This is a genomic window from Brevundimonas sp. GW821-FHT12E07 (genome assembly GCF_058807035.1).
Genome location: NZ_JBXAQH010000001.1, coordinates 627,810 through 642,659 on the forward strand (window position 1 = coordinate 627,810; position 14,850 = coordinate 642,659).

General features: G+C 68.7%; 17 protein-coding genes. 7 read left to right on the forward strand and 10 right to left on the reverse strand.

The features are described from left to right. Window positions 1-8: 8 nt before the first annotated feature. Complete coding sequence (gene accD / locus AC1ROD_RS03200; RefSeq protein WP_492946807.1) at window positions 9-908, forward strand: acetyl-CoA carboxylase, carboxyltransferase subunit beta; 900 nt, start codon at window positions 9-11, stop codon at window positions 906-908. Window positions 909-1,100: 192 nt separating this feature from the next. Here the strand turns inward: accD and AC1ROD_RS03205 are convergent, their stop codons facing one another. The 8 genes from AC1ROD_RS03205 to AC1ROD_RS03240 all read right to left on the reverse strand — a co-directional run bounded on the left by AC1ROD_RS03205 (window position 1,101) and on the right by AC1ROD_RS03240 (window position 7,893). Further along, window positions 1,101-1,502 carry a DUF6491 family protein gene (locus tag AC1ROD_RS03205; RefSeq protein ID WP_492946808.1) on the reverse strand — a complete coding sequence of 134 codons (402 nt, stop codon included), beginning with the start codon at window positions 1,500-1,502 and terminating at the stop codon, window positions 1,101-1,103. A 50-nt stretch (window positions 1,503-1,552) separates the two neighbouring features. Beyond that, window positions 1,553-3,316 carry a tRNA (5-methylaminomethyl-2-thiouridine)(34)-methyltransferase MnmC2 gene (mnmC2, locus tag AC1ROD_RS03210; protein WP_492946809.1) on the reverse strand — a complete coding sequence of 588 codons (1,764 nt, stop codon included), beginning with the start codon at window positions 3,314-3,316 and terminating at the stop codon, window positions 1,553-1,555. Between the two features lie 119 nt (window positions 3,317-3,435). Beyond that, complete coding sequence (locus AC1ROD_RS03215) at window positions 3,436-3,744, reverse strand: hypothetical protein (RefSeq protein ID WP_492946810.1); 309 nt, start codon at window positions 3,742-3,744, stop codon at window positions 3,436-3,438. 145 nt (window positions 3,745-3,889) lie between these two features. Beyond that, a complete protein-coding gene (locus AC1ROD_RS03220) occupies window positions 3,890-4,147 on the reverse strand; it encodes a hypothetical protein (RefSeq protein ID WP_492946811.1) in 258 nt (85 codons plus the stop codon). A gap of 113 nt (window positions 4,148-4,260) precedes the next feature. Continuing rightward, window positions 4,261-4,560: a hypothetical protein gene (locus AC1ROD_RS03225; RefSeq protein WP_492946812.1), complete on the reverse strand. Its 300-nt coding sequence runs from the start codon at window positions 4,558-4,560 to the stop codon at window positions 4,261-4,263. Between the two features lie 127 nt (window positions 4,561-4,687). Next, window positions 4,688-5,023, reverse strand: coding sequence for a hypothetical protein (locus tag AC1ROD_RS03230; protein ID WP_492946813.1), 336 nt, complete (start codon window positions 5,021-5,023; stop codon window positions 4,688-4,690). Window positions 5,024-5,140: 117 nt separating this feature from the next. Next, window positions 5,141-6,007, reverse strand: a complete 867-nt coding sequence (motA, locus tag AC1ROD_RS03235; RefSeq protein ID WP_492946814.1) for a flagellar motor stator protein MotA — start codon at window positions 6,005-6,007, stop codon at window positions 5,141-5,143. 86 nt (window positions 6,008-6,093) lie between these two features. After that, a complete protein-coding gene (locus AC1ROD_RS03240; RefSeq protein WP_492946815.1) occupies window positions 6,094-7,893 on the reverse strand; it encodes a long-chain-acyl-CoA synthetase in 1,800 nt (599 codons plus the stop codon). 275 nt (window positions 7,894-8,168) lie between these two features. Here AC1ROD_RS03240 and AC1ROD_RS03245 point away from each other — a divergent pair, with 275 nt between their 5' ends. Beyond that, window positions 8,169-8,645, forward strand: a complete 477-nt coding sequence (locus tag AC1ROD_RS03245; RefSeq protein ID WP_492946816.1) for a peptidase S1 — start codon at window positions 8,169-8,171, stop codon at window positions 8,643-8,645. Between the two features lie 151 nt (window positions 8,646-8,796). Next, window positions 8,797-9,339: a hypothetical protein gene (locus AC1ROD_RS03250; protein WP_492946817.1), complete on the forward strand. Its 543-nt coding sequence runs from the start codon at window positions 8,797-8,799 to the stop codon at window positions 9,337-9,339. Window positions 9,340-9,440: 101 nt separating this feature from the next. Here AC1ROD_RS03250 and AC1ROD_RS03255 read toward each other — a convergent pair whose 3' ends face one another. Both AC1ROD_RS03255 and AC1ROD_RS03260 read right to left on the reverse strand, forming a co-directional pair. After that, window positions 9,441-10,754 (reverse strand): PQQ-dependent sugar dehydrogenase, encoded by a 1,314-nt coding sequence (locus tag AC1ROD_RS03255; protein WP_492946818.1) that lies wholly within the window; start codon window positions 10,752-10,754, stop codon window positions 9,441-9,443. Between the two features lie 9 nt (window positions 10,755-10,763). Beyond that, window positions 10,764-11,324, reverse strand: coding sequence for a lipocalin family protein (locus AC1ROD_RS03260; protein WP_492946819.1), 561 nt, complete (start codon window positions 11,322-11,324; stop codon window positions 10,764-10,766). Between the two features lie 147 nt (window positions 11,325-11,471). Here AC1ROD_RS03260 and AC1ROD_RS03265 point away from each other — a divergent pair, with 147 nt between their 5' ends. The 4 genes from AC1ROD_RS03265 (at window position 11,472) to AC1ROD_RS03280 (ending at window position 14,848) form a co-directional block, all read left to right on the forward strand. Then, the gene (locus tag AC1ROD_RS03265; RefSeq protein ID WP_492946820.1) at window positions 11,472-11,777 is read left to right on the forward strand and encodes a DUF2218 domain-containing protein; all 306 of its coding nucleotides are present in this window, start codon (window positions 11,472-11,474) and stop codon (window positions 11,775-11,777) included. A 113-nt stretch (window positions 11,778-11,890) separates the two neighbouring features. Further along, window positions 11,891-12,859, forward strand: coding sequence for an ATP-binding cassette domain-containing protein (locus AC1ROD_RS03270; RefSeq protein WP_492946821.1), 969 nt, complete (start codon window positions 11,891-11,893; stop codon window positions 12,857-12,859). After that, window positions 12,856-13,623, forward strand: coding sequence for an ABC transporter permease (locus tag AC1ROD_RS03275; protein WP_492946822.1), 768 nt, complete (start codon window positions 12,856-12,858; stop codon window positions 13,621-13,623). Before AC1ROD_RS03270 ends, AC1ROD_RS03275 begins: the two co-directional genes overlap by 4 nt. Before the next feature lie 130 nt (window positions 13,624-13,753). Next, entirely contained in the window at window positions 13,754-14,848 is a 1,095-nt protein-coding gene (locus tag AC1ROD_RS03280; protein WP_492946823.1) for a hypothetical protein, read from the forward strand. Window positions 14,849-14,850 lie beyond the last annotated feature (2 nt).

The window sequence follows — 14,850 nt, forward strand, 5'->3', positions numbered from 1 at the left end:
GACCCGCCATGGCCGATAACAAACCCCATCCTGAAAAGCCCCGCGGAGGCTGGCTTGCCCGCTTCGCTCCGGGCGTGCGCAAGATCGTCAGCCGCCGGACGAACGAGACGCCCGACAATCTCTGGGTCAAGGATCCGGATTCGGGCGAGATGCTCTATCGCTCGGACCTCGAGGCCGCCCTGTGGGTGACGCCGTCGGGCCGTCACATGCGGCTGAACGCCGAACAGCGGCTGCGCTACACCTTCGACGACGGACAGTTCGAGGCGATCGACACGCCCGATGTGCCCGAGGACCCGCTGAAATTCTCGGACGGCAAGTCCTACAAGGATCGCCTCGGCGCAGCGCGCAAGGCGGCCGGCCGCAAGGACACGATGATGATCGGCTTCGGCGAGATCGACGGCACGCCCGCCGTGGTCATTGTCCAGGACTTCAGCTTCATGGGCGGGTCGCTGGGCACCGCCGCGGGCGAGGCCTTCGTCGCCGCCGCCCACGCCGCCATCGCCCGTGAGGTCCCGCTGGTCTGTTTCACCGCCGCGGGCGGCGCGCGGATGCAGGAGGGCGCGCTCAGCCTGATGCAGATGGCCCGCTCGACCCTGGCTGTGCAGGAGCTGAAGGCGGCCCAGCTGCCCTATGTTGTGGTTCTCACGGACCCGACCACCGGCGGCGTCACCGCCAGCTACGCCATGCTGGGCGACGTCCATCTGGCCGAGCCGGGCGCGCTGATCGGGTTCGCCGGGGCGCGGGTGATCGAAAGCACCATCCGCGAGAAACTTCCGCCGGGCTTCCAGCGTGCGGAATATCTTCAGGAAAAGGGCATGGTCGACAAGGTCGTCGCCCGTCCGGATCTGCCCGCGACCCTCGGCGCCGTCCTGGCGATGCTGATGGGCGGAAAGCGCCGCGCCGCCTGATCCCGACGCGTCGCGGGTGCGATTTACCCCTCAGGCGTCGAGATTTGTACCAAAGTTAGGACGCGATGCGCGGCCTTGGCGCATAGAATGCTTCGTGTCCGGACACAGTACGTTCGGACGGGGCGGCCCGGTCGCTTAAGTCCCTTCCAGACTGACCGGGTCGCATCCACTTTTCGGGGTTTCGGCCGCCCGTCAGGGGCGGTAGCGGGCCGGGAGGGCGGCGACTTCGGCCTCGGTCAGCTTCTTGTCGATACGGGCGCGACAGGTCTGAAGCGGCGCGGCGGAGCCCGGCACCGCCAGGGTCGCCCACTCGTCCGTGCACAGACGGCTTCCACCCATCTCTGATACGATCGCCAGCCGGCTGGCGTGGTCCAGGTCGAGGCACCCACCCGCCGTGGTCAGTTGATAGACGCCTGAGCCGCGGACCTTGAGGTACAGGATGGGGCCGTCGCCGGAGCGGAAATTGTCGACCTGTTGCTGGGAGAAGCACTGTCTTTCCGGCGTCTCGGCCCGGGCCCGACTCCCGTTGGGGGCGGCGGCCGAACCGACGATCAGGCCGATGACGGGGACGAGAACCAGCAGGGACTGACGCACGGCGGCCTCCTTCGGCGCATTGGGTTCAGGCAGTCCGCGCGATTTTGCGCTCAGGCGGACCGGGGGGCAAGGACGGGATTGAATCGCTGCGGCGACAGGCGCGCGGCAAATCCACGAGGCAGGGGCGAGGGGGCGTTCGCGATCAGGGCCGCCAGATGCTCGCCCAGGAGCGGGGCGACGCAGAAGCCCCGCGACCCCAGACCGCCCAGAACATGGAGACCATCGTCGAGCGCGCCGCAAACCGGCAACCGGTCCGCGGTGGTGGCGCGAACCGCCGCACGGGCCTGGGTCGACTCGGTTTCGATCCGTACGGCAAGGTCCGGGAACCGGGCAGCGAGGACCGCGCGGTTGCGCTCCGTATCCCCGGCGCGGACCTCGGTCGTCGTCTCGTCGCGGTCGTGGGTGGCGCCGAACAGAAAGCCGGATCCGGTCGGGGCCAGATAGCCGCCCCAGGCCGTGGCCTCGGGCGCCGGATCGACCTCGACCCAATCGGCCTGACCCCGCACGGGACGCAGCTTCAGCTCGGGGGCCACTTCGGCAGCGGCCCAACCGGCGGCCAGAATCACGGCCTCAGCCTCGGCCAGAACGGCGCCCGTCGCATCCAGCAGACGCATCGTCGCGCCGTCGCGCGCGATCTGTGCGACCCGGCCCGCCACGATCGGGATGCCATCCAGCCAGTGGTCCAGAATCCGCGGGGGCGCGGCGGTCAGGGCGCCGGCCATGTGCAGGCCGCCTTCAGACGCCGTCATCGCGTCCTCGGGCCACCAGGGCTGGGCCGCGACCTTGGCGAAGCGCACGGCGTCGCGCTCGGACTGCTCCAGCTGGGTCACGCCCGGCGCGATCACGGCGCCCGGCGTCGCCTGATAGAGGGCGCGGGCGCGCTCCAGGGCCTGGGCGTGAAAACCGGCGATGACCGCGTCGCCCGCGTCGAGCCGGGGCGTGACCAGAGACGCCGGAAAGCCCGATCCCCCGGCGCCGGGCCGTTCCGCCTCGATCAGGACGACCGGGATGTCGAGAGCCTTCAGGGCGCGGGCGACCGAGGCTCCGCCGATCCCGCCGCCGATGACGGCGACCGAAGCTGGCACGCAGGCCGCGGGCTCTGCTTCGGGCAACCGGGCCTCGAGACGTTCGCGCTTGCGCCCGTGGCCGGGGCGTTTCTCGACCTGAAAGCTGCGTTCCGACAGGCCGCGTCGCACGGCCCCGGCAACGGTGAAGGTCGCGACCCGCGCGCCGGGCGCCGACCGGGCGGCGATCCCGTCCATGACGGCGTCGGACCACATGCCGGGGTTCAGGGCCGGGGAGAAGCCGTCCAGGAACCAGGCGTCGGCCTGCCCCTGCCACTCCTCCAGCGCCCAGGCGGCGTCGCCGACGGCCAGGTCGATCGTGGCGCGGAAATCGAGCAGATCGATCCGGTGGAAGCCAGGCGTTCCGGCCGGCCAGGCCGCGATGAGGGCGGCGGTGATATCGGCGACCTCCGGCCAGGCGCCTAGAGCACGCGCCGCCTCCTCCGCCGTCAGCGGAAAGGCCTCGATGGAGAAGATATTGAGGCGGCCGTCCGCAGGGCCCTCGCGCCGCCACAGGTCCAGCAGGGCGATAATGTTCAGGCCGGTGCCGAAGCCCAGCTCCGCGACCGTGAACGTCTTCCGGCCTGCCCAGACTTCCGGCATGCCGCAACCGCCGAGGAAGACCGCGCGGCTCTCGGCCAGGCCGTCGTCCTTGGAGAAATAGACGTCGCCGAACCGGGCGGAGCGCGGCGCGCCGTCCTCGGACCAGGTCAGGTCGGCATGTCCGGTGGTGTCGGGATCGGGGAGCATGACGCTCTCCTACACTGGCCCCTCCGCCCGGACGACGGCGGATACGAAAAAGGGGCCGCCCGAAGGCGACCCCTTTCCGTCGAAACCCCGGACCTCGATCCGGGGGCTCTTCACAAGATCTAGTGCTTTTCCGGAGCCGGGGCCGGGGCGTGCGGCGCCATGGCGCTTTCGGCCGGGGCGGCGTGGGCGTCGGCGGCAGGAGCCGTCGTGGTGGCGGCGGCGGCGCTGGAAGCGGCCTCGCCCGCAGCGGCGGCGGCGTCGGTCGCGGCCTGGTCGGCGGTCGCGGCGGCGTCCGCGGCGGTGTCGGCGGCGGCGGCCGAATCAGCGGCGGCGTCGGCGGCCTTTTCCTCGGGCTTGGCCGAGCAGGCCGTGATGGCCAGGGCGGCGGCGGCGGCGGCCGAGAGGGCCATCAGGTGACGAATGGTCATGGGGAATTCCTTCCTTTTCCGCGGGATCTTCAAGCCCCGCATCGAGGAGCAGACGCCCCCGTGAGCGAAATCGCAAGTTAAAAACTCACGCGTTCGTGATCGTCGGCCTGAGGTGCGACGATCGGTCGTCGGGTCTCGACCCGGGTCAGTGGGCCGCCGGTTGCGGCGCGGCTTCTGGCGTTCCGGCGGCCTCGGCGGCCTGGGTCCCGGCCTGGAGGGCGGCTTCGCTGGCGGCGGCCGCGTCGGCCCCGGCCTTGGCGGCGTCCGAGGCCGCCTGATCGGCGGACGCGGCGGCGGCTTCCGCCGAGGCGGCTGCGCTCTGTTCGGGGTGATCGGAGTGGCAGGCGGCGACGATGAGGGCGGTCCCGAACAGGGACGCGACCAGCAGCGGGCGGAGGGTCATGGCAGGCTCCCGACGACACGGGCGTTCAGGCCCGCGCCTCGGCGTAACGCAAGCCGGATGACAGAGGCAAGCCGGGAGGCCGCCGGTCGAACCGGCGGCCTCCCGTCAAGTGATCAGTGCTTCGGGGCCATTGTGCCGTCGGCGGGCGCGGCCGGAGCCATCTTGTCGGCCGGAGCGGCCGGGGCGGGGGCCATCGCGCCGCTGGAGGGCGCCATCGCGCCGTCGGTTGGCGCCATGGAGCCTTGGGCGGCGGGGGCGGCCGGCGCCATGGCGCTGTCGGAGGCGGGGGCCATCGACCCTTCCGCGGCCGGCGTCATCGGGGCCTCGGCCTTCTCGTCCGGGGCGGGCTTGCAGGCGGCGATGGACAGGGCTGCGAGGCCGGCGGCGGCGAGTATCAGGTGGCGAGCGGTCATCAGGAGTTCCCTCTGTCGTTGGTTCGGCGAGGCGATGCGCCGCGCCGTTGAAGCTTGCGAGGGGCGTTCCGTCCGCGCCCTCGACCCAGCTACGCGGGCGAGGGGCGAACGGTTACAGGCTCGGCCGTCAGTGCGGGGCGGTCGGGCCGCTTGAGGCGCCGGCGGGCGACAGGGTGCCCTTGGTCGCGGCGATGGTTTCCTGGGTCGTCGGCGGAGTTGTCGTCGGGGCGGGGGCCATGGAGGACGAAGAGGCCGGGGCCATAGCGCCGCCTGCTGCGGGCGCGTTCGACGAAGACCCGCTGGAGGCCGACATGGCGCCGGAGCTGGCCGGGGCGTTGGAACCGGCGTCGGACGCCGACATCGCGTCGGTCGAGGCGGCGGGCGCCGTCTCCTCGGCGGGCTTCTGGCACGCGGCGACGGACAGGGCGGCGGCGCCGACGGCGAGGATCATCAGTCTTTTCATGGCGTTCTCCCGGACGAGATCGCCTGGGCCGGAACGGCCCGCCGTCATCGGCTCGCGCGATCGTCTCGCGGGGTGAACGAGCTTGAGTGGACTGTGTTCCGTCAGTCGGCGGAGGGCTTAGTCCGCAGGCGCGGCGGCCAGGGCCTCTTCCATCTCGGCGAAGGAAGGCTGGGCGGCCGAGGGGATGTCCCCGCGGCCGATTTCGACCGAGATCTGCGCCGCGTTGCCGTGCAGGTGGGCGACGAGAACCGACTGGATGATCTTGTAGAAGGCGGCTTCCTCATCGACGATCGCGTTCAGGCGCGCCGCGAACGGGCCGACCAGACCATAGGCCAGGAACACGCCGAGGAAGGTGCCGACGAGCGCCGAGCCGATCATCTCACCCAGCACGGCCGGGGGTTCGGTGATGGCGCCCATGGTCTTGATGATGCCGAGCACGGCCGCGACGATGCCGAGCGCGGGCAGGCCGTCGGCGAGATTCTGCAAGGCGTGCGGGGCCATGGCGGCCTCGTGGTGGTGCTTCTCGAGCTGCTTCTCCATGGCGTCCTCGATCTGGTGAGGATCCTCCAGGTTCATCGTCATCATCCGCAGGGTGTCGCAGATGAAGTCGATGGCGAAATGGTCCTTCATCACCTTCGGGTACTTCTGGAAGATGCTGGATTCGCCGGGCTTTTCGATGTGGCTTTCCAGGGCGATGACGCCCTTGGACTTCATCGTCTTGGTCAGCTGGAAGAGCAGGGACAGCAGATCCTTGTAGTCCTGCTTCTTCCACTTCGGCCCGGCGAAGCATTTGCCGAAGCCGCCCATGGCGCTCTTGATGACCCCGATCGAGTTGGCCATCAGGAAGGCCGCGACGCCGGCGCCGAGGATGGCCATCAGTTCGTGCGGGGCGGCGTGAAGGATCACGTCCATCTTGCCGCCGGACATCAGGAAGCTGCCGAACACGAGGCCGAACAGCAGCACAATGCCGATAATCTGGAACATAGACGGGCGCCCGGAGTCCGCGAGGAGAGATCGGGACCATCGCCGTTAATGATTAAGGGGCGGTTGCGATTTGCCGCCCGATGTTCTCAGAGCCGGTTTTCGCCGCTGATGATGGCTGCCAGGATCGCCGGGGTCAGCTTCTGATAGCCGGACTTGCCGCCGCGGACATAGATCGGGCCGTCGACCCTGGCCGGATCGAAGCCTTCGTTCACCAGATCGACCTTGCGGTATTTGAACGTGCCCGTGGTTTCCAGCGACTTGGCGATACGGATGAAGACAGGCCGCGCATAGGAGGGCAGCTGTTCGTCGGCATAGTCCGCGAAGGCCTTGGCGGAGAATTTCTCGTCCAGGATCAGGGTGACCATCCCGGCCTTGCCCTCGGTGAATGGCACGGGAACGCCATAGGCGATGACTTCCCTGACGCCCGGCGCCTCGGCCAGGCGCTGCTCGACCTCGGAGGTGGAGACGTTCTCGCCCTTCCAGCGGAAGGTGTCGCCGATCCGGTCGATGAAATAGAGGTAGCCTTCGCTGTCCTGACGCATCAGGTCGCCGGTGCGGAACCATTTGTCGCCGCGGGCGAAGACGTCGGTCAGGATCTTCTTTTCGGACGCGGCCTTGTCGGCATAGCCGGAGAAGTCGTGGCGGACATCGTTGCCGATGGCGCCGATGGCCTCGCCGATCTCGCCCGGACGGGCCTCCTCGCACAGGCCGTTGGCGCCGCGCACCGGCTCGTTGGAATCGACGTCAAAGCGGACCAGACGGATGTTGATCTGCTTTTTCAGCATCCTGGGCACGCGGCCGATGGCGCCCTGTTTGCCGTCGAAATTGAACAGGGAGACGTTGCCCTCGGTCGAGCCGTAGAATTCGAGGATGTCGGGGATCCTGAACCGGCTCTGGAACTCGGGCCAGACGTCGGGGCGCAGGCCGTTGCCGAAGGCCAGCCTCAGCTTGTGGGCGCGGTCGTCCTCGCCCGGCGGGCAGTTGACCAGATAGCGGCACAGCTCGCCGATATAGACGAACATCGTCGCCCTGGTGGCGCGGACGTCGGCCCAGAAGTTGGTGGCCGAGAAGCGCTTCCTGAGGATCAGCCGTCCGCCGTTCAGCAGGGCCGGGCCGATGCCGACCAGGCCGCCGGTCGAATGGTACAGCGGCAGGACGTCATAGATGGCGTCCTGGGGCGTGGAATTGGTGCAGCCGGCGAAGGCCCGCATATAGGTCCGGGCGCGCGAATGGGGGATGCGCGCCGCCTTGGGCAGGCCGGTGGTGCCGGAGGTGTAGATGTAGAGGGCGGTGTCGCGGTTGGTCAGGCCCTCGCGCACCGACTTCGGCGGCCGCACCGAGGAGGCGCTGCGCACGGCGTTGTCCAGGTTGCGGCGGGCGTCGGCCTCGTCCTCGGGCTTCAGGCCCACGACCCACAGCATCAGGCTGCGCGTGGCGAAGGGGCGAGCCTCCTCGACCTGTTTCCAGGTGCTCTCGTCCGCGACCACCTGGGCCACATTGACGATGTTCAGGCAGTGGGCGAGCGCCTGGCCGGTCAGGTTGGTGTTGATCAGTGCGGTGGCGATGCCGACCTTGGAGAAGCCGATCCAGGCCGCGAGGTATTCGATGCGGTTGTGCATCACCAGGCCGACGACGTCAGAACGGCGCAGGTTGCGGCTGCGGGCCCAGGCCCCGAAGCGGTTGGCCAGGGCGTCCAGCTCGCGATAGGTGACCTTGCGGGTCTCGTCCTCGACCGCGATGTTGTCGCCGAACTTGTCGACGGCCTCTTCGAAGTCGTCACAGAGCAGGACCGAACTGTCCAGCTCGATCGGCTTGATCCGCTTGAGCAGCCGCCGCAGGCCGTTGGCGAATTTGAGGTCGCGCCTGATATTCGCTGCGAGACCCATGATTGCCGTCACTCCGTATGCGCCTTGTGTTCTCCTGATGGACAACCCGCCCGCCCGGGTCAACTCGCGGGCGAATTCAGAACGATGCTCCGTGAGGTTTTGGGCGGTCCGTGGCGCCGTTGCGCCGGTAACGCACGGTCAAGTTTCACCTTTCGACAGGATTGAACGGACGTCAGTTTTCGTCGGCTTGATCCCGGACCAAGCGCGACGTTAAATCGCACAACGCCGGTCGTCGGATCGTCCGAATGAATTCCCGGCGGGGGGAGATTTTCGATATGCGCCGCCTTTCCATCGCCGCCGGTCTGTTCGCCCTGGCCGCCGCCGTCGCCGCCCCGGCCTTCGCCCAGGATTTCGACGCCGACACCACCTACGGAAACCTGGACCTGCAGGCCGGCTTCACGCCCGATCCGGCCCTGGTGTCGCTTCAGGCGGGTGGTTCGATCGACGCCTCGACCCGGTTCGACAGCTGCCAGGGCTTCATCGCCCAGGCCCCCGACGTGCGACTGATGTGGAGCGGTTCGACCAAGGGCGGTTCGCCGATCAAGATCTCGGTCGTGTCCAACGCCGACACCACCCTGGTGGTCAATGCGCCGGACGGCAGCTGGCACTGCGACGATGACAGCGGCGAGGATTCCAACCCCTCCCTGACCCTGACGCCCCAGAACGGCCGCTACGAGATCTGGGTCGGCACCTATACCTCGGGCGAGACCAAGAATTCGGTCCTGTCGGTCTCTGAAGTCACCAGCTTCTGAGGTCTTGAAGCCTTACTATAAGGCAAGCGGCGCCGTGGCGCGCGGTTATCGTCACGATTGTGGCGGCAACGGTGTTTCTTCTGGGCGCTGACGATTTGGCGGAACCCGGATCGGTGGCGGATGTTCTTTCTCCGAACTTTTGGAGGATACAATGTCCGTCACCTATACTGACGATACCGTCGCCCCGACTTCGGAAAATGTCTATGTGCCGTCCTTTGCGCGCCGTCCGGCGAAGCAGAAGAAGGTGCGCGCCTGGATGATCCTGGCCCCCATCGCGGCGGTCGCCCTGATCGGCGGCGGCGCGGCGATGCTGATGACCAGCGGCGGCGAACCCGCCCAACCCCTCGCCGAACCCGCTCCGGCCCCGACACCCATGGTCCAGCCGACACCGGTCGCCCCGGCTCCGGTCGCCGCGGTTCCGGTCCAGGCCACGCCCGCTCCGGTCGTTCGTGAGACCGCGCCCGCTCCGGTCGCCCGTCGTGAAGCGGCGCCGGTCCGCTCAGCCCCCCGTCCGGCCGCAAGTCCGGCGCCCCGCGTCGAGACCCCGGTTCCCACCGGCCCGCAACCCTATAGCGGCGCTACGTCGTCGTTGAACGCGACCACCCCGGCCCCGGGGATCGTGACCCCTTCGATCCCGGCTCCCACCCCGGCTCCGGCCCCGGCCCCGGTCATCGTGGTTCAGCCCGTGAACTAAGGTTTGCGCCCCGGGTCCGTGCTTGAGTTTGCGGACCTGCGTGAAGAGGCCCCGACGGATCGATCCGCCGGGGCCTTTTGCTGTGTGGTCGCGGGCTGAGCCTAGTTCGCCGCGGATACCCGCCACACGGCATTGCCAACGTCGTCCGCGACCAGAAGGGCGCCGGTCCGGTCGGTCTGGACGCCCACGGGCCGCCCTTGCGCCTCGCCTTCGCTGTTGAGGAAGCCGGTCAGGACGTCGCGCGGCATGCCGGTCGGGACGCCATTGGCGAAGGTCACGAAGATGACCTTGTAGCCATTGGGCGCGGCGCGGTTCCATGAACCGTGCTGGCCCACGAAGGCGCCGTTCCGGAAGGCTGCGGGCAGGGTGGTGCTGTCGGAGAAGGTCAGGCCCAGCGAGCCCGTATGAGCCCCAAGGGCATAGTCGGGCTTGATCGCGCTGGCCACCAGGGCCGGGTTCTGCGGCTTGACCCGCTCATCGACGTTCTGACCGTAGTAGCTGTACGGCCAGCCGTAGAAGGCGCCGGGCGTGACCGAGGTCATATAGTCGGGGACCAGATCATTGCCGATCTCGTCACGCTCATTGACCGAGACCCACAGCTTGCCGCTTTCGGGGTTCCAGGCGAGGCCGACCGGATTGCGAATACCGGAGGCATAGACGCGGCTGGCGCCCGTCGCCCGGTCGATCTCCAGGATGGCGGCGCGGTTGACCTCTTCGGCCATGCCGAAGTCGGCGACGTTGGAGTTGGAGCCCACCCCGACATAGAGCTTCGTCCCGTCGGGGCTGGCGACGAGGCTCTTGGTCCAGTGGTGGTTCCGGCCGGCCGGCAGGTCGGTCAGCTTGACCGGCGCCGCGGTGATCTGTGTCTGGCCGGTCTGATAGGGGACACTGACCACGGCGTCGGCGTTGGCGATGTAGAGTTGGTCGCCGACCAGGGCCATGCCGAACGGCGACATCAATCCTGACAGGAAAACGGTCTTCAGCTCCGCCGTCCCGTCGCCGTCGGCGTCGCGCAGCAGGGTGATGCGGTTGGGGCTCGGCGCCCGGGCCCCCGCCTTCTTCATGAACAGCTTTTCGAAGAAGCCCTTGATGCCTTCCGACTTCACCTCGGGCGGTTTGGGCGGCGCATTGGTCTCGGCGACCAGGATGTCGCCGTTGGGCAGGCGATAGAGCCAGCGCGGATGGTTCAGGCCCGTGGCGAAGGGCTGAACCCTCAGTCCGGCGGCCGGTGTCGGCATGGCGCCGGCGGGCCAGCCGACGGCCGGGGCCACCTTCACCGTGGGGAACAGGGCCGAATGCGGCTTGGGCAGGGTGGGGGAGGGGCCGAAGCCGACGGAGGGATCCAGTGTCTCCTGCCCGCCGCAGGAGGCGAGCATCAGGGCGGCGGCGCAGACGGCGAGAAGCGATCGGGACATGGGCGGACCTCAGTTCGGAAGCGGTGCGGGAAACTCGAGCCGGGCCGGATCATAGCCCAGCTCGCGAACACGTTCGACAAGCCGCGCCAGCTCCGCCCGCGACGGGATCGTGCGGGTGTAGATCCACAGCCGGTCGAAGGTCGGATCGGCGGAAATGAACCAGCTGTAGTCGTCGGCGTGATCGAGGATCCAGAACTCCCAGGTCACCAGACCGCCGAAATAGCGGGCGCGGAATTTGGCGTTGGTCCCGGGGTCGAGAATGGTCGCCCGTGCGCCGATGGCCTTTTCCTTGCCGGTCGGAATCTTGTCCTGACAGGTGTCGCGCAGGGTCAGGGCGGTCGGGCCGGTCAGGGTGTAGCTGGTCGTACCCGCCACGCAGCCGTCGGTCAGCCGCATCGGCAGCCGGCCAATCTCCAGCCAGCGACCGGAATAGAGCCGGCTCGCGTCGACGGCCCTGGCCGGCTGAGGCGCGCGGTACTGGCTGGGAGACGGGGCCGTGGCGCAGGCGCTGAGCCCCGCCGAAAGCGCCAGCGCGGCCGAGGCGGCGACGGCGAGGGATCGAAGGGACATCGGGGCAGGCTCCACGGGTGCGGTGACAACCATCAGCTACGAGCGCGGTTCCCGTCGCGATGCGGCCATGCTCACGACACAAGAAGATATATCTTGCGAATTGTTCGCAACTGACTATATCCGAGGCACGACAGAAGGAAGACCCCCATGGCCGACGCCACACCCATCTCCGAGGCTCGCACCGAGACCGCCCACGCCAGCCGCTATCTGCAACAGCTGGCCAAGCACTGGGGCCACAAGTTCGAGGTCAGCTTCACCCCGACGCAGGCGACCATCGACCTGCCGCTCGGCCGTTGCGAACTGGCGGCTGACGATCGGGCGCTGGAGGTGACGCTCAAGGGCACGCCCCACGTCGACATGGAACGGTTCAAGACAGTCGTCGCCGAACACCTGCAGCGCTTCGGTCACCGCGAGACCCTGACCTTCGACTGGCGCGACGCGACGCCCGCCTGAATCGGGCGACCCGACGCCGAATTGTGTCAGCAGCCCCGCCCGGCGCCTTGAGGGTCTGAAGAACGTCGCCATATTCCCCGCGCGGCCGCAGCGTCGGCGCGCGGGGATCCTGCATGACCTTGACGACCAATACGCCGCCGAAAGCGGCCCCCGTGATCACCATCGCGGGCCTGTCCAAGACCTATAAATCCGGCCTCCAGGCCCTGAAGACGGTGGATCTGAGCATCGGCAAGGGCGAGATCTTCGCCCTGCTGGGCCCGAACGGGGCGGGTAAGACCACCCTGATCTCCATTGTCTGCGGCATCGTCACCCCCTCGACCGGCACGGTCGTCGCCGACGGCTTCGACATCCAGAGTCAGTACCGTCAGGCCCGTTCGCGCATCGGCCTGGTGCCGCAGGAGCTGACGACCGACGCCTTCGAAACGGTGCTGGCCACCGTCACCTTCTCGCGGGGTCTGTTCGGCAAGGCGCCGAACCCGGCCTTCGTCGAACAGGTGCTGCGCGACCTGAGCCTGTGGGACAAGAAGGACGCCAAGATCATGACCCTCTCGGGCGGCATGAAGCGCCGGGTCATGATCGCCAAGGCCCTGAGCCACGAGCCTGACATCCTCTTCCTCGACGAGCCCACGGCCGGCGTCGATGTCGAGCTGCGCCGCGACATGTGGCAGCTAGTCAGGAAGCTGCGCGACCGCGGCGTGACCATCATCCTGACCACCCACTATATCGAGGAGGCCGAGGAGATGGCCGACCGGGTGGGCGTCATCCTCAAGGGCGAGCTGATCCTCGTCGAGGAGACGAAGGCCCTGATGAAGAAGCTGGGCAAGAAGACCCTGACGCTGAACCTCGCCGAGCCCATGACCGCCGTCCCCGCCGAACTGGCGCAGTGGAAGCCCGAGCTCAAGAACGAGGGCCATGAGCTGGAATACAGCTTCGACGCCAATGCCGACGACACCGGGGTCCCGTCGCTGATCCGGGCGCTGGAAAAGCTGGGCGTCGGCTTCAAGGACCTGAACACCAAGCAGAGCTCGCTGGAAGACATCTTCGTCTCCCTTGTTCACCGCGACAAAGGAGAAGCCGCATGACCTTCAACGCTTACGGCGTCTGGGCCATCTATCGTTTCGAGATGGCGCGGGCCCTGCGCACCCTGTGGCAGTCGGTGGTCACCCCTGTGATCACCACGGCGCTGTATTTCGTCGTCTTCGGCTCGGCCATCGGCGGCCATATGAACTCGGTCGACGGCGTGCCCTACGGCGCCTTCATCGTGCCGGGCCTGATCATGCTCAGCCTGTTCACCCAGTCGATCTTCAACGCCTCCTTCGGCATCTACTTCCCGAAGTTCACAGGCACGATCTACGAGATCCTGTCGGCGCCGGTCAGTTCGATGGAGATCGTCATCGCCTATGTCGGGGCGGCGGCGACCAAGTCGGCGGTGCTGGGGCTGATTATCCTGGCCACGGCGTCCCTGTTCGTGCCGCTGCACATCCTGCACCCCTTCGCCATGTTCGCCATGCTGGTGCTGATCTCGGTGACCTTCAGCCTGTTCGGCTTCATCATCGGCGTCTGGGCCAACGGCTTCGAACAGCTGCAGATGATCCCGATGCTGATCGTCACGCCCCTGACCTTCCTGGGCGGCTCGTTCTATTCGATCGACATGCTGCCCCCGGCCTGGCGGACCATCACCCTGTTCAACCCGGTGGTCTATCTGATCTCGGGCTTCCGCTGGACCTTCTACGGGGCCGGGGACGTGGGCGTCGGCTACAGCGTGCTGGCCACCCTCGGCTTCCTCGCGGTCTGTCTGGTCATCGTCGGCTGGATCTTCAAGACGGGCTATCGGCTGAAGAACTGACCCGCGCCGGGGCGGCCGGCGGCTGAACGCGTCTTAAGGTTGGGGCCACGAAAGGGCCGAACTGCAACCCCATCGTCGCGTTTCAGTGTCATCGTCAGCGCCGGGCCGTTCCCGCGCGACCGGAGCATCCATGTCCGACAAGACCCCGGAAAACGCGCCTCGCCCGGACGCCCCGTCTTCATCGGATGCGGCAGGTTTCTCGCGGCGGCAGGTGCAGTGGGGCCGGATGCCGTCCCAGGTGTTCCGCACCGGGCCCCTACCCAAGGCCCAACCGCTGGCGCCTCTTCCGCCGGTTCCCCCGGTCTCTCCGATTCCGGTCCGTCCCGCGCCTGCTGCGGCGGTGGCGCGTCCGGCGGCGACCGGGCAGGGGAGCATCTACAGCGGCTCCCTGATCCCCCGCGCCCGGCCGGATGCGGCCACGGGATCCTTGCCGCCGATCGCCCGTCCCGCCACGCCTCCGGTCGCCGCCGCCCGGCCGCAATCTGTCCAGAGCCCGCCCGAACATCCCGCGCGTCAGGCGCTCGCGGCCGGACGCCCTGCGCCGCAGCCGCCCGCTCCTCCAACGCCCCCCTGGCCCGATACTACCGTGCGTCCCCTGCCTGAGGTCGCCGCGCCGCCGGTCGCCCCCTTCGATCCGTTGCCCGAGCCGTTCGCCGCCATTCCGGAAGCGGCCATCGCCCCTGCTCCGGCCCTCACGCGCGCCACCGCTAGGACCGGCTCCAGCCGTCTGCCGCTCTACGTCGGTGCGGGCGTCGTTGTGATCGCCGCTGTCGCCGCCGCCATCTGGTTCCTGCGGCCGCAGTCAACGGTCGCGCCCGCCCCGGCGCCGTCCGCCTCCTTCACCGAAGCGGCTCCCACTCCGACGGCTTCCGCGCCAACGGCGCCCGTGGCCGCGCCTGTCGTTACGCCCGAACCGGCTGCGCCCGCTGTGACCGCGCCGGTCGGGACGCCCGCTTCAGCCACAGCCCGTCCGGCGACGGCCGCTCCGGCCCGGACTCCTCCGACCCAGACCCGGCCGGCCGCCGCGTCCTCGACTCGTCCGGCCGCCCAGGTTCCGGCTCAGGCCCTGACCCGGACTCCGGCTCAGACCCCGGCCGCTCCGCCGCCACAGATCGTGGTGGCGCCGATCGTCGTGGCTCCGGCTGCGCCGCCGCCGACAGCCGCTCGCCCGCAGACAAACGATCCCGACGCCCCGATCTCGACGCGGCCCCAGCCGTTGGATTGAGT

Bases quoted from the DNA above. Each gene is read 5' to 3' on its own strand.
- accD (WP_492946807.1), top strand. From the start codon at position 9: ATGGCCGATAACAAACCCCATCCTGAAAAGCCCCGCGGAGGCTGGCTT.
- mnmC2 (WP_492946809.1), bottom strand. From the start codon at position 3,316: ATGCTCCCCGATCCCGACACCACCGGACATGCCGACCTGACCTGGTCC.
- AC1ROD_RS03215 (WP_492946810.1), bottom strand. From the start codon at position 3,744: ATGACCATTCGTCACCTGATGGCCCTCTCGGCCGCCGCCGCCGCCGCC.
- AC1ROD_RS03220 (WP_492946811.1), bottom strand. From the start codon at position 4,147: ATGACCCTCCGCCCGCTGCTGGTCGCGTCCCTGTTCGGGACCGCCCTC.
- AC1ROD_RS03225 (WP_492946812.1), bottom strand. From the start codon at position 4,560: ATGACCGCTCGCCACCTGATACTCGCCGCCGCCGGCCTCGCAGCCCTG.
- AC1ROD_RS03230 (WP_492946813.1), bottom strand. From the start codon at position 5,023: ATGAAAAGACTGATGATCCTCGCCGTCGGCGCCGCCGCCCTGTCCGTC.
- motA (WP_492946814.1), bottom strand. From the start codon at position 6,007: ATGTTCCAGATTATCGGCATTGTGCTGCTGTTCGGCCTCGTGTTCGGC.
- AC1ROD_RS03240 (WP_492946815.1), bottom strand. From the start codon at position 7,893: ATGGGTCTCGCAGCGAATATCAGGCGCGACCTCAAATTCGCCAACGGC.
- AC1ROD_RS03245 (WP_492946816.1), top strand. From the start codon at position 8,169: ATGCGCCGCCTTTCCATCGCCGCCGGTCTGTTCGCCCTGGCCGCCGCC.
- AC1ROD_RS03250 (WP_492946817.1), top strand. From the start codon at position 8,797: ATGTCCGTCACCTATACTGACGATACCGTCGCCCCGACTTCGGAAAAT.
- AC1ROD_RS03255 (WP_492946818.1), bottom strand. From the start codon at position 10,754: ATGTCCCGATCGCTTCTCGCCGTCTGCGCCGCCGCCCTGATGCTCGCC.
- AC1ROD_RS03260 (WP_492946819.1), bottom strand. From the start codon at position 11,324: ATGTCCCTTCGATCCCTCGCCGTCGCCGCCTCGGCCGCGCTGGCGCTT.
- AC1ROD_RS03265 (WP_492946820.1), top strand. From the start codon at position 11,472: ATGGCCGACGCCACACCCATCTCCGAGGCTCGCACCGAGACCGCCCAC.
- AC1ROD_RS03270 (WP_492946821.1), top strand. From the start codon at position 11,891: ATGACCTTGACGACCAATACGCCGCCGAAAGCGGCCCCCGTGATCACC.
- AC1ROD_RS03275 (WP_492946822.1), top strand. From the start codon at position 12,856: ATGACCTTCAACGCTTACGGCGTCTGGGCCATCTATCGTTTCGAGATG.
- AC1ROD_RS03280 (WP_492946823.1), top strand. From the start codon at position 13,754: ATGTCCGACAAGACCCCGGAAAACGCGCCTCGCCCGGACGCCCCGTCT.